The 12,598-nt window shown below is 65.8% G+C and carries 14 protein-coding genes; 9 read left to right on the forward strand and 5 right to left on the reverse strand.

The window, feature by feature from the left end:
* Window positions 1-89 precede the first annotated feature (89 nt).
* Complete coding sequence (locus E0L17_RS04555; RefSeq protein ID WP_167930065.1) at window positions 90-2,165, reverse strand: SpaA isopeptide-forming pilin-related protein; 2,076 nt, start codon at window positions 2,163-2,165, stop codon at window positions 90-92.
* A 198-nt stretch (window positions 2,166-2,363) separates the two neighbouring features.
* Here E0L17_RS04555 and E0L17_RS04560 point away from each other — a divergent pair, with 198 nt between their 5' ends.
* Entirely contained in the window at window positions 2,364-2,735 is a 372-nt protein-coding gene (locus E0L17_RS04560; protein ID WP_167930066.1) for a VOC family protein, read from the forward strand.
* Between the two features lie 72 nt (window positions 2,736-2,807).
* A complete protein-coding gene (locus E0L17_RS04565) occupies window positions 2,808-3,065 on the forward strand; it encodes a hypothetical protein (protein WP_167930067.1) in 258 nt (85 codons plus the stop codon).
* Window positions 3,066-3,161: 96 nt separating this feature from the next.
* Here the strand turns inward: E0L17_RS04565 and E0L17_RS04570 are convergent, their stop codons facing one another.
* Window positions 3,162-4,001 (reverse strand): LysR family transcriptional regulator, encoded by an 840-nt coding sequence (locus E0L17_RS04570; protein ID WP_167930068.1) that lies wholly within the window; start codon window positions 3,999-4,001, stop codon window positions 3,162-3,164.
* Window positions 4,002-4,188: 187 nt separating this feature from the next.
* Here E0L17_RS04570 and E0L17_RS04575 point away from each other — a divergent pair, with 187 nt between their 5' ends.
* From E0L17_RS04575 to E0L17_RS04590, 4 genes are all read left to right on the forward strand, one after another.
* Window positions 4,189-5,046: an aldo/keto reductase gene (locus tag E0L17_RS04575; protein ID WP_167930069.1), complete on the forward strand. Its 858-nt coding sequence runs from the start codon at window positions 4,189-4,191 to the stop codon at window positions 5,044-5,046.
* Window positions 5,047-5,100: 54 nt separating this feature from the next.
* On the forward strand, window positions 5,101-5,979 hold the full coding sequence (locus E0L17_RS04580; RefSeq protein ID WP_167930070.1) for an aldo/keto reductase: 879 nt from the start codon (window positions 5,101-5,103) through the stop codon (window positions 5,977-5,979).
* A gap of 151 nt (window positions 5,980-6,130) precedes the next feature.
* Window positions 6,131-6,583, forward strand: a complete 453-nt coding sequence (locus E0L17_RS04585) for a GNAT family N-acetyltransferase (RefSeq protein WP_167930071.1) — start codon at window positions 6,131-6,133, stop codon at window positions 6,581-6,583.
* A gap of 102 nt (window positions 6,584-6,685) precedes the next feature.
* On the forward strand, window positions 6,686-7,630 hold the full coding sequence (locus E0L17_RS04590) for a virulence RhuM family protein/type II toxin-antitoxin system death-on-curing family toxin (RefSeq protein WP_167930072.1): 945 nt from the start codon (window positions 6,686-6,688) through the stop codon (window positions 7,628-7,630).
* Window positions 7,631-7,717: 87 nt separating this feature from the next.
* Here E0L17_RS04590 and E0L17_RS04595 read toward each other — a convergent pair whose 3' ends face one another.
* Both E0L17_RS04595 and E0L17_RS04600 read right to left on the reverse strand, forming a co-directional pair.
* Window positions 7,718-8,290 carry an alpha/beta hydrolase gene (locus E0L17_RS04595; protein WP_167930073.1) on the reverse strand — a complete coding sequence of 191 codons (573 nt, stop codon included), beginning with the start codon at window positions 8,288-8,290 and terminating at the stop codon, window positions 7,718-7,720.
* Window positions 8,291-8,302: 12 nt separating this feature from the next.
* Complete coding sequence (locus E0L17_RS04600) at window positions 8,303-8,806, reverse strand: DUF1016 N-terminal domain-containing protein (protein WP_167930074.1); 504 nt, start codon at window positions 8,804-8,806, stop codon at window positions 8,303-8,305.
* Between the two features lie 230 nt (window positions 8,807-9,036).
* Here E0L17_RS04600 and E0L17_RS04605 point away from each other — a divergent pair, with 230 nt between their 5' ends.
* Window positions 9,037-9,501 (forward strand): flavodoxin, encoded by a 465-nt coding sequence (locus E0L17_RS04605; protein WP_167930075.1) that lies wholly within the window; start codon window positions 9,037-9,039, stop codon window positions 9,499-9,501.
* Window positions 9,502-9,604: 103 nt separating this feature from the next.
* On the opposite strand, the gene E0L17_RS04610 is transcribed toward E0L17_RS04605, so the two are convergent.
* Window positions 9,605-10,639 (reverse strand): YeiH family protein, encoded by a 1,035-nt coding sequence (locus E0L17_RS04610; protein ID WP_167930076.1) that lies wholly within the window; start codon window positions 10,637-10,639, stop codon window positions 9,605-9,607.
* Window positions 10,640-10,762: 123 nt separating this feature from the next.
* On the opposite strand from E0L17_RS04610, the gene E0L17_RS04615 reads away from it, so the two are divergent.
* Window positions 10,763-11,647, forward strand: coding sequence for a LysR family transcriptional regulator (locus E0L17_RS04615; protein WP_167930077.1), 885 nt, complete (start codon window positions 10,763-10,765; stop codon window positions 11,645-11,647).
* Between the two features lie 62 nt (window positions 11,648-11,709).
* On the forward strand, window positions 11,710-12,549 hold the full coding sequence (locus tag E0L17_RS04620; protein ID WP_167930078.1) for a YitT family protein: 840 nt from the start codon (window positions 11,710-11,712) through the stop codon (window positions 12,547-12,549).
* Window positions 12,550-12,598 lie beyond the last annotated feature (49 nt).

A 12,598-nucleotide genomic window follows, 5' to 3' on the forward strand; every position in this document is an offset into this window, starting at 1 on the left:
TGGTTCGTGACTATACGTAACGGTTACCCAGTCTGTTATCACTCAGACCACACTTTTCCAAAAATGATGTTTTTGCCACAAACCTAGTCTCAATTTTTCTTCGAGCTTGTATGCCACATCAGCCATGACCCGCAAACAGCAGCGGCACCCACAAAAAGCGCGAGAGGCGCGAGATGGGCCGCGGTCGAGGCGTCGCCCGTATCCGGGACGGCAGGCCGCGCGAGGCGCCCGGCGGCCTCCTTCGTCCCCGGGGTCGTCGTCTTGCCGCCCCCGCCCGCGGGCGGCTCCGGGGGAACGACGTCCTTCTCGCGCGTGAGGTAGACGTAGTAGTGCGTCACGTCAGGGGCATCCGGCGGGAGCGTGTCCCCGTCGGCGCCATCGTCCTTCTCGACAAGCCGGTACCCGGCAGAGGCGTAGTCCCAGAGCTCGTTATCGAACGACCCCCCGGGGACCGCGTCGTGGTTCTGGACGTGCTCGGTCAGCTCCGTGCCGTCCGTGGGGACGTGCCCGGACCCCTTGCCCGACCCGGTGACGTCGATGTAGTGGATGACCACCCGCACCGCGCGCGAGCGCTGCTCGGAGACCGTGTAGCTGGGAAGCTCCCCGAGCTCGTGGGTCACGGCCTCGCCCTCCCCGGAGGTCGTGAACGGAAGCGGCTGGACCGTGAAGGCGAGGTCGTCGGCGCGGTCGTACCCACGCGGGGCGATGTCCTCGCGCAGAACGTAGTCTCCCGGCGTGAGGTAGAGCGACTCACCGACGGCGTATGCGCCCGTCGCGGGGTCGTAGGCGTCTCCCTTGGCGATGGCGACGAGGTCGTCATACGTCTTGCCATCCGCCCCCACAAGGCCGGACACGCGGCCCTCGCCGTCGCTCATGAGGCCGGAGCGGACGAGCACCTCCTTGCCGTCGCTGACGGCATACAGGCTGAACGACGCCCCGCCGACGCCCGACCCGCTCTCCGCGTCGACCTTGCGCACCGTGACGGGCACGGGAAGCGGGCGATAGAGCAGGTAGTAGTCCTTGTCGTACTTCCAGTTGCCGTCGACGATGGCGGGGTCGAGGGTCGCGTTGTCGAGGTCGCCCGCGCCGGTCGGCTGGTCGATGTCGTCGTCCACGTAGACGTATCCGGGGATCTCGGTGGCAGTGAGCTGCGCGTAGGTGGGCTTGACGTCGCCCTTGGGAACGGCGCCCTTGGGATCCCAGTAGCGCGAGCGTGCGGTGCCGCCCTCGGGGTTGAGCATGGGCTCGGTGTCGATGGCGCCGCTGTCGTCATAGAAGTCGCTCGTGGTGAGCGTGGGCGCGAGGTCGGTCAGGTCCAGGCGCGTGAAGGGGCCGACCGAGAAGACCGGCTCGCCGTCGCTGCGCTTGGCGACGGCGCCCGACGGCTGGCCCGTCAGGCCGCGATAGGCCGCCTCGTCCACGAAGTGGAACGTCGCCGTGGGGAAGAGGTACGTGCGGTGCATGTAGATCCTCACGCCGACCCGCCCGTACCCGTACTTGAAGGAGCGGCGCACGCCGTGGAGGTCAAGGGTGTAGATGTTCGAGATCTTGGCGTCCTCCGGGAACTCCGTCGTCGTCTCGAAGTACTGGGTGGTGGGAATCGTCTTGAAGGAGAAGTAGTTGAGCTTGGGGTCCATCTCCTGGCCGTTGTGCAGGACCCGCGTGCGCGGGGCCGCCCGCACCACGTGGTTATCCGGGTCGCCGGACACCCTCCCCTGGAGATAGGCAGAATACGCCCAGGTGCCCAGGCACACAGTGCTCTCGTGGTCCTCCGAGGCGGGGAAGACGTAGTAGGTGGTGATGCTGCGGATGCGCCCCTCGTGCTCCTGGACGAAGTCGTGGGGAATCACGCTGCCGGGCGTGGTCACGGTGCCGCCCTCGAAGTTGGTCGGCAGGAGGATCCGCTCGCCGTCGGTGAGCTCGACCTCGAGCTTGCGGATGACCCTATCGGAGAGCAGGGGCCCCTGCTTGCTCATCGTGGCGATGTCCTCGTCGGAGATCTTGTCCGGGAAGGGGTTCTCTACCGTCTGGCTCGCGTCGAGAAGATAGGGGTTGTCCAGCGAGTCCCCGGGATAGGACTCCGCCCGGGCCACGCCCGCGGGGAGCGCGACGCCGATGACGAGGGCGAGAAGTACTGTCAGCAACAGCGGTTTGGCATGTCTCATGTTCGGTCTCGTTTCTCGTGTCTGCCGATTGACGCGTTATGGCTGTACTCGGCCAACGCTACGAAACGACGCAAGGTAGTTGTCAACGGGAATTCCCACCCCCGGCCTCGGAAATCTCGCTCGCCGACGGCACGCGGCGCCGAGCGGCCCGTCCCGGCACAATGGGGTCACGACGAGTCCGCGAGAAGGGATCCCCCGATGCTCGACCACCTGATCATCCGCGTGTCCGACCCCGAGGTCATGGTCCCCTACTACGAGCGCGTCATGGCGACGCTCGGCTACCGCAAGGGCGTCGAGTACCCCGGCGGCACGCAGTTCGTGAACGACGAGGACGGCGACTCCGTCTGGATCTCCCCCGCCAAGGAGGGCGTGACCCCGTCGCCGAGCCACTACGCCTGGCTCGCCAGGACCACCGACGACGTGCAGGCCTTCTACGAGGCCGCGCTCCAGGGCGGCACGGACAACGGCGCGCCCGGGCCGCGCGACTACGAGCCCGGCTACTACGCCTGCTTCGTGCTGGACCCCGAGGGCAACAACATCGAGGCCGTGCTCCACGACTACGAGGGGTAGCCTCGCTCAGGCACGCCAGGTCGCCGTGGCGTATGATGTATGGAATCGTTCACGCTTCTTTCGGGAGGTCCCATGGACATCGCGTCCATCGTGCTCGGCGCGCTCTCGCTCGCGACGGCATTCACCCCGTTCATCTGGCTGCAGGTCATCGGCGGCTTCGTCGGCGTCGCCGGCATCGTGCTCGCGCGGCGCGCGAAGAAGGCCGACTACCGCAAGAGCCTCACCACGGCCATCGGCATGCTCTGCTCGATCACGGGAGCGCTCCTGTGCTTCCTCGCCCCGGTGCTCTCGCTTCTGAGCAACATCGCCCTCCACTTCATGACGAGCTAGCGGGAAGGGGGACGGGTTATTTCTCTCAGGGATTCTGGGACAGGCTAGCGGCCTGTCCCAGAATCCCTGAGAGAAATAACCCGTCCCCCTTCCCGCTTACGCAACCCAGTCGAAGAGCCGGGAGGCGAGGCCCGCCGCGCCAGAGCGCGCCACAAGATAGAACGTCACGCGAGCCTCGTCGTCCTCGAGCGGCACGACCGCGCGGCCGGGAACGGCGTCGTTTTCCATGTACGGTGCGTCCGTCACGAAGGTGCAGTGCGGCGTGGTGCGCGCGAGCTGCGTGAACACCACGCGGTCATCCTGCTCGATAAAGGTCGCGTGCGGGAGCGCGCGCTCGACGAGCCCTCTCCAGAAGCCGATGCCCGTGAGAATGAGGAAGGTGCTGCCGTCCAGCTCCGCCAGCGGTACGGACGAACGCGAGGCAAGAGGGTGGTTTGGCGGAAGCGTGACCGAGAGGCTCTCGCGCATGAGCTCGCGGGAGCGCAGAAGCGGGCTCGCCGGTCGCTCGCAAACGATGCCAAGGTCAAAGGTTCCGTCGAGCACGCCGCGGATAACCGCCGACCCCTCCGCGATCTCCGAGGTGAGCGTCTCGCGGGGAAACGCCTCGACCATGAGGCTCGTGAGGCGCCAGAGCGGCGCCGGGGCCACCGTACCCACGCGAAGGGCGCGGGCGCGACGAGCCGCGGCATCTATCGCATCGCGCATGAGCCGCTCGTCGCGCAGAATTTGCCGGGCCCATTCCACCGCCGCGCGCCCCGCATCGTTGAGCGTCACGCCCCTGCCCGCACGCGAGAAGAGCGATGTGCCGAGGTCCGCCTCCAGCCGCTGGATGGAGCGGCTGAGCGCGGGCTGCGAGATGTGCAGCGCCCGCGCCGCCGCCGACATCGTCCCCTCCCGCGCAATGGCATCAAGCTGGCGCAGCTGCTCGAGCTCCATGGGCACCATCCTTCTTGCATGAGACAAAGGGGACGGGTTCATTTGTCTCATGAGTCTGGTGAGACAAATGAACCCGTCCCCTTTGTCTCATGCGTTTGACGCATCATTACTTTCTAGGTTGGCATTTTACAACAGGTTCTTCTCGTCAAATCATATGCATATACGCAATCAATCAAAGGAGAAGGACATGCAGAGCCTCACGCTTTCCAACGGTCGGCCCATCCCACAGCTCGGCTACGGCGTCTACACCATGACCTCCGAGGAGGTCGAGCGCTGCCTGCCCGAGGCCATCGCCGCCGGCTACACCCACATCGATACCGCAAACGCCTACTTCAACGAAGTCGCGGTCGGCCGCGCCATCCGCGAGTCCGGCGCCCGCCGCGAGGACCTCTTCGTGACCACCAAGCTCTTCCCGCAGAGCTACCCCTACGAGCAGTGCGGCCCGGACATCGACGCCTCCCTCGAGCGCCTGGGCCTGGGCTACGTGGACCTCATGCTCTTCCACCAGCCCTACGGCGACTACGTCTCCGGCTGGCGCGCCATGGAGGAGGCGGTGCGCGCCGGCAAGGCCCGCGCGATCGGCCTCTCCAACTTCCCGCTCCACAAGGTCGACCAGATCCTCGAGGTCGCCACGATCAAGCCGTCCGTGTTCCAGGTTGAGATCAACCCCTACTGGAACCAGCACGAGTACAAGGCCGCGCTCGCCTCTCGCGGGCTCGAGGGCGCCGTCTTTGAGGGCTGGTACCCGCTCGGCCATGGCGACAAGGGCCTTCTCGCCGAGCCGCTCTTCCAGGAGCTGGCCGAGAAGCACCGCAAGACGCCGGCGCAGGTCGTGCTGCGCTGGCACCTGCAGGAGGGCAACGTGGTCTTCCCCACCACGCGCAGCGCGGAGCACCTACGCGAGAACCTCGACGTCTTTGACTTTGAGCTCACCGCGGACGAGATGGCGCGCGTGAACGCCCTGCCGCAGCGCCCGTACTACGTGGTGCCCGAGGACGCGCCGGACTTTGTCCTTACGCACAACGACTACAGCAAGCAGGCGTAGGGCGTGCGAAAGGGACAGGCACTTTTGCACGCTTTTGCACGCAGAGGAGGAACGATGGAGTACAGGATTCTGAACAACGGCGTACGGATGCCCGTGCTCGGCTTTGGCGTGTACCAGACGCCGCCGGCAGATACGGAGCGCTGCGTGACCGAGGCCCTTTCCGTGGGCTATCGCCTCATCGACACCGCGCAGGCATATGACAACGAGGAGGGCGTGGGCGCCGCCGTTACCAAGTCCGGCGTGCCGCGTGACGAGGTCTTCATCACCTCCAAGGTCTGGGTCTCCAACATGAACTACGAGCGCGCTGCGGCCTCGATCGACGAGTCCCTACGCCGCCTGCGGACCGACCACATCGACCTCATGCTGCTTCACCAGATGATGGGCGACTACACAGGCGCCTGGCGTGCGATGGAGGACGCCTATCATGCTGGCAAGCTGCGCGCGATCGGCGTCTCCAACTGCTATCCGGAGCGCCTCGTGGACCTCTGCTGCCTGGCGGAGGTGCCGCCCGCAGTCAACCAGATCGAGACGCACCCGTTCCGCCAGCAGCGCGTCGCACATGAGAACATGGCCGAGCTCGGGGTGGTGCACGAGGCATGGGCGCCTTTCGCGGAGGCGCGCAACCACATCTTCGAGAACCCGGCCCTTCTCGCCCTTGCCGAGAAGCACGGGCGGACCGTGGGTCAGGTCATCCTGCGCGCGCTCGTCCAGTCCGACGTCATCGTTATCCCCAAGACCGTGCATCGCGAGCGCATGGAGGAGAACTTCGACGTCTTTGACTTCGCGCTGGACGCCGAGGACCTCGCCGCGTTCGCCCGCATGGAGGACCCGAGCTTCCCGCCCATCTTCGACCACTTTGATCTGGGCACGGTGAAGTGGCTGCTCGGCGACCTCGTGCGCCATCAGCAGCTCGGCGGCGCAACGCTGTATTAGGGAAAGGGGGACGGGTTATTTCTCTCAGGGGTTCTGGGACAGGCCGCTAGCCTGTCCCAGAACCCCTGAGAGAAATAACCCGTCCCCCTTTCCCGTCCCCCTTTCCCTGTCGGTTATCATCTGCCCTGTCAGCCAGGGAGAGAGGACCCGCATGGACGCCAGCAACGTGGAGATCCGTCCTGTCACCGAGCGCACGCCGAAGCTCGTTGAGCAGCTCGTCGCCGTATGGGGGCGCTCCGTGCGCGCCACGCACGCGTTTCTCTCCGAGGAGGAGGTCGCGACGATCAAGCCGTTCGTCCCGCAGGCGCTCATGGGGGTGGAGACGCTCGTCGTTGCCGAGAAGGACGGCGCGCCCGCAGGCTTCATGGGCGTGCAGGACGGTCGTCTCGAGATGCTCTTCCTCGACCCCAGCGCCCGCGGCCAGGGGCTCGGTCGCACGCTTCTCACTTACGGCATCGAGAGCCTCGGCGTCAGCGAGCTCACCGTCAACGAGCAGAACCCGCAGGCCGTTGGCTTCTACGAGCACATGGGCTTCTCGACATACCAGCGCACGGAGACGGACGAGGAGGGCCGCCCCTACCCGCTGCTCTACATGCGTCTGTAGATTGGGGGCTGCCCCCAGCCTACAGACCGGACGAGACCTCATTATTGTCCGGCCTATGGCGTACGTTTGTTCTATCGAAGGAGCGGTAGAACGGAGGCACGCATGGGCACGGAGAAGAGCATCGTACTGTTTGAGTCCGCGGACGGGTCGGTCGAGCTGCCGGTAATGCTTGACCCGGAACGTGAGGACGTATGGCTAAGCCGCGCGCAGCTCGCGACCCTCTTTGGGCGCGACGTCAAGACCATCGGCAAGCACGTCGCCAACGCGTTGCGGGAGGAGCTTGCCGGGTCCGAGAGTCGAGTTGTCGCAAAATTTGCGACAACTGCCCGCGACGGCAAAACGTACCAGACGGAGCACTACAACCTCGACATGGTTCTCTCCGTCGGCTACCGCGTGAAGTCCGCGCGCGGCGTCGAGTTTCGCCGCTGGGCCACGGACGTGCTGCGTCGCTACATCGTAGCCGGCCACGCGGAGAACGAGCGACGGCTCGAACAGTTGGGTCAGGTCGCCAGGATCATGGCGCGGGTCCCCGAGAGCCTGGAGTCCCGCCAGATCCTCGACATCGTCCAGAGCTACACCGGGGCGCTCGACCTGCTGGACGACTACGACCACCTCAGTGTGACGGCGCCCGAGGGCACGCCCTCTACACGAGAGATCACCTACGAGGAGTGCCGCGAGGTAATCGACTCCCTGCGCTTCGGCGGAGATAGCACGCTCTTTGGCGTGGAGAAGGACGCGTCGTTCAAGGGCGCCATCGGAAACGTCTTCCAGAGCTTCGACGGCCATGACCTCTACCCCACCCTTGAGGAGAAGGCCGCGCATCTGCTCTACTTCGTCGTGAAGGACCACAGCTTCCTCGACGGCAACAAGCGCATCGCGGCCGCGGTATTCCTGTACTTCCTCGACCGCAATGACGCGCTGTTCACGTCGACGGGCGAGAAAGCCATCGACGACAGCGCACTCGTGGCCATGACCATCCTCATCGCCGAGTCAAAACCGGAGGAGAAGGACGTGATGGTGGCACTCGTGATGCACTTCATAACGTAAAGGGGGACGGGTTATTTCTCTCAGGGGAAACGGGACAGGCCTGCGCCGAGGCCTGTCCCGTTTCCCCTGAGAGAAATAACCCGTCCCCTATTTGGCGTCGAGTGCGGTGAGGCCCGCGGCGAGGCGCTCGGTCACGTGCTGCATGTGGCTGCCGGGACCAAGCGCCACATCCACCTCGCAGCCACAGCCGCGCAGGATGTCCGCACAGGCGGCAAGGTCCTCCTCCACGTGGCGAAACGGCAGGCCCGCGCGCTTCTCCTTCTTCCCCACCGAGAGGTACGCGTAGCGCCCGGTACAGTCCGGCGCGTTCGCGCGCAGCCATTCGACCCAGCCCTCGTACCAGACCGAACCCGAGAGGCACGCGCACGCCGCAAGGCGCGGCTCCCGCACGAACGCGTAGAGCGCGAAGAGCCCGCCGAGCGAGTAGCCGCACATGGCGTGAGGGCCGGGCGCCGCGTCAAGCGCATCGGCGAGCGAGGCGAGCGTCTCGTCCGCATGCCCTCCAAAGTCCTTCTCGCCCGGGCGCAGCGCCGGAGCGGGCCACGGCGTGAGCGCATCGCCCCAGTCGGCCACCGGCACGCTCACCACACGTGAGCGCAGCCGTTCCGCAGCCGCCGCCACGTCAAGCGGATGCTCCGGCGAGTCGATGACGTAGATCAAGCAACCTCCCCGTCAGCCCACCGCCGCCTCGTCAAGCGCGCGGTACTCCGCGCTCAGCTCGAGCGCCAGCTCCTCCCTGGAGGGCGGGCGCGAGAGATCCTTGGCGGCGAATAACTGTGCGTTGTCCTCAAGGAGAGTGTACTCGACGAGCGAGTCGCTCCTGTCGGCGCGGAGCACGATGCCCACGGGCGGATCGTCCCCCTCGTTCATGAGCTCGCGCGTTCTCCAGTTGCTCTCGGCGCACTCGTTCGTGCACCACATGCGCACCTCGGAATCCGCGACGCGCATAAGTCGGCGGTGGTGCGTCCAGCTCAATTCGGTACGCAGCGCGTTCCGAATCGGGAAGGCGAGATAGAACCGACGCGTGAAGCGGAAATTGCGCTCGTCAAACCCCTTCCCAAAGTCCTCCCCAAGCCGTCGGGAGGGCTCCTTGACCGGCGCCTCACCGTGCTCCGCGCGCTCGGCCCCGCCCGGCGCGACCTCCGCCGCCAGCTCGCTCTTCTCGCCCCCGCTCATGTGCCCTCCGACCCCCAGGGCATCCCATGCAGAGAGGCCATCGGCGCGACCGGACAACAACGCAAATGTCTGTCTTCCCAAGGAGCGCGGGGAGTCGGCCGGCTACCTTGATATCACGAGAAGCGTCCCGCAGCCGCTAAGACAGACGGAGTCTTCGCAAAGTGGTTAGCCTGAACATCGGTGGGATATCATATAAGCGACGTAGTGTTTCTTATATGATTGGAGCTGTCATGAGAACCCTCGTTGCGTACTTCTCGGCCACCGGCACGACGGCGCGCGCCGCTCGCAGGCTGGCGGAGGCCGTCGGCGCCGACCTCTTTGAGATCGTGCCCGAGCAGCCCTACACCGCCGCCGACCTCGACTGGCGCGACAAGAACAGCCGCAGCTCACATGAGATGACCGACGAGAAGTGCCGCCCGGCCATTGCGGGCGACGCTCTCGATGTGAGCGGTTACGACACCGTATTCGTGGGCTTCCCCATCTGGTGGTACGTTGAGCCGCGCATCATCGACACCTTCCTCGAGGCGCACGACCTCTCCGGCAAGAAGGTCATCCCGTTTGCCACGAGCGGCAGCAGCGGGTTGGGCAAGGCGCCGCGGCGCATGGCGTCGCTCGCGCCGGGCGCCACGGTCCTCGAGGGCAGGATGCTCAACGGAGATCCCAGCGCAGACGAGCTCCGCACCTGGGCGTGGTAATCGGGGACGGGTTTCTCTCCCGTGCCGCTGGCGTCAGGCTTATTTGGCACGCGATCCGCGCGTGCCAAATAAGCCTGACGCCAGCGGCACGGCCCGCACCCGACTACCAGATGCCGAGGAGGTGCTGCATGCCGAGGCTCACGCACGCGATGGCAACCCAGCAGCAGAGGCCCATGAGGATCGGCTTGCCGCCCGTGCGCACGAGCTTGACGATGTTGGTGTTGAAGCCGATCGCCGCCATCGCCATGACGATGAGGAACTTGGAGAGCTCCTTGATGGGGGCGGTCACGACCGCCGGCAGCGCAAAGACCGTGGTCACCACGCTCGCCAGCACGAAGAACACGATGAACGTCGGGAACGCCCGGCGCAGGCTGAAGGTGTTTCTCACCTCGCCGCCCGCGCGGCGAGCCTGACGGAGCTGCCAGAACGCGAGCGCCAGCGTGATGGGGATGATGGCCAGCGTGCGCGTGAGCTTCACGATGGTGGCGGCATCGAGCGTGTTGGCACCGGGATGCATGCCGTCCCACGCGGCCGCGGCCGCGGTAACGGAGGAGGTGTCGTTCACCGCCGTGCCCGCGAAAAGACCGAAGCCCTCGTTGGTGAGACCGAGCATCCCGCCGAGCGTGGGGAACACGAGCGCGGCGATCACGTTGAAGAGAAAGATCACGCTGATGGCCTGGGCGATCTCCTCGTCGTCCGCCTCGATCACGGGAGCGGTGGCCGCGATGGCCGAACCGCCGCAGATGGAAGATCCCACGCCGATGAGCGTGGAAATCTTGCTCGGGATGTTGAGCGTGCGGCAGAGCACGTACGAGACGATGAGCGAGGTGGCAATGGTCGAGAGGATGATGGGCAGCGACGTCAGGCCCACCCGCGCGATCTGAGCGAGGTTGAGGCCAAAGCCCAGCAGGATGACCGCCCACTGAAGCACCTTCTTGGACGTGAACTTGACGCCGGCGACAAGCGAATCGCCCTTCTCGGCCGGCACCAGCAGGGCGAGCACCATGCCGATGAGGATGGCGAAGACCGGGCCTCCAATGACCTCGAACCGCTTGCCCAGAAGCCATGCCGGCACGGCGATGGCCAGCGCAAACAGCACACCTCTCCACATCTTTCCAAAGTCCTTGATGAGTTCCATATGCGGATGTCCCTCCGTCGGCCTAGCTGTCTGACGCAAGCCTACTCCCTGTATATATAATTCTTTCTGTCGTATTGCTTATGAACCCATAAGCGTTTCTATCGATATCCGGAGGACGAGGACATGCTCGACTACCGCACGCACACGTTCCTCGCCGTGTATCGCTCCGGCAGCTTCACGCGCGCCGCGGAGCAGCTGCACGTCACCCAGCCAGCGGTTTCGCAGCACATCCGACAGATCGAGGCATACTACGGCTGCGCCCTCTTCTCGAAGGCCGGCCGCGGCGTGGAGCCAACGCCGGCGGGACATCTGCTCTACCGCGCGCTTGACGTAGCGGAGAACGACGAGATGCGACTACGCGCAGAGCTCGGGTCCCTGCAGGGCGAGAAGGACGAGCGCCCGCCACTGCGCCTCGGCTGCACCCGCACGATTGCGGACTACGTGGCGCCGCGCCTGCTGGCAGAGCACCTGGGACGCCACCCGGACGAGCACATCTACCTGCGCACGGGCAACACGGCCGAGCTCGTGGAGCTCATCGAGGCCGGAGAGATCGACTTCGCGCTGGTTGAGGGCTCGTTCGACGGGGAGCTCTTCGAGGGCGAGGTCCTCTCGCGCGAGCCGTACCTGGCAGTGGCGGCCTCCGGGAAGCGTCCCGCGAGCGTCACCGAACTTCTCGCCCGGCGGCTCGTGCTGCGCGAGCCGGGTTCGGGCACCCGAGAGATCCTCGAGCGCCACCTCGCGGCACGGGACCTCTCCGTGGATGACTTCGCCGGTGTCATAGAGCTCGCGAGCATCCCCGCGATCAAGGCCTGCGTGGCCGCCGGAGCGGGCGTGAGCTTTCTCTACCGCGTGGCCGTTGAGCGAGAGCTCGCAGCCGGGACGCTTGTGGACGTGACGCCGAGGGACCTTCCCATCGAACATGACTTCTCGCTCATCTGGCAGCGCGGGAGCCGCTATGCCGGACGCTACCGCGCGCTCCTCCGCGAATGGGCCGTGCAGGCCGGATGACATGACAAAGGGGCTGCCCATCGGTACATTGGGAACTGCCCCCAACGCACAGATGGAGAACCATGTCGCACAGGCTGATCAAGTTACTCTCTATCGCGCTCGGCAACGCGCTCGTGGCCGTTGCCGTCACCTTCTTCATCGTCCCGCACGGCCTCGTGCTCGGCGGGTCGACCGGCATCTCGCTCGTGATCACCCATCTGGCGCCCCTGCCGCTCTCGCTCGTGGTGCTGGCCGTCAACGGGGTGCTCTTCCTGCTGGGCGCGCTCATCCTCGGACGGCACTTCGCCGCGTCGACCATCTTCAGCACAATCGCCTACCCGCTTGCCATGTCCGTCCTCGAGACGCTGCCATTTGGTCACCTCACCGATGAGCCCATGCTCGCGGCGGTCTGCGCCGGGGCGCTCATGGGAGCTGGAACGGGACTCATCCTGCGCGCTGGCGGCTCGTCGGGCGGCAGCGACGTCATCGCCCTCATCGCGCACAAGTACCTGCACGCCAACGTCTCGGCCCTGCTCTGGGCGATCGACGTCTGCGTCATCGCCTGCCAGCTCCCCTTCTCCAACTTCGAGCAGGTGCTGCTGGGCGTGCTCGCCCTGACGCTGCTCACCATCGTGATGAACCGGGTCATGGTCATGGGCCGCTCGCAGGTCCAGCTTCTCATCTTCTCGACCGAGCATGAGGCGATTCGCGAGAACATTCTGCGGGAGCAGGACGCGGGCGTCACCGTGATCCCCATCGAGCAGGGCTACACGCGCCAGGAGGGCAGGGCACTGCTCAGCGTCATCCCCCGGCGCAAGCTCTGGACCATCCGCGAGATGATAACGTCCGTCGACCCCACGGCCTTCTGGGTGATCTCCGAGGTGAGCGAGATGCGCGAGCGTCAGCTCAGACGCCGCGCGTAAAAGGGGGCGGGCGTGCCACTGGCGTCAGGTTTATTTGGCACGCGTAGGC

Source organism: Olsenella sp. SW781 (assembly GCF_012027725.1).
Lineage (GTDB): Bacteria > Actinomycetota > Coriobacteriia > Coriobacteriales > Atopobiaceae > Thermophilibacter.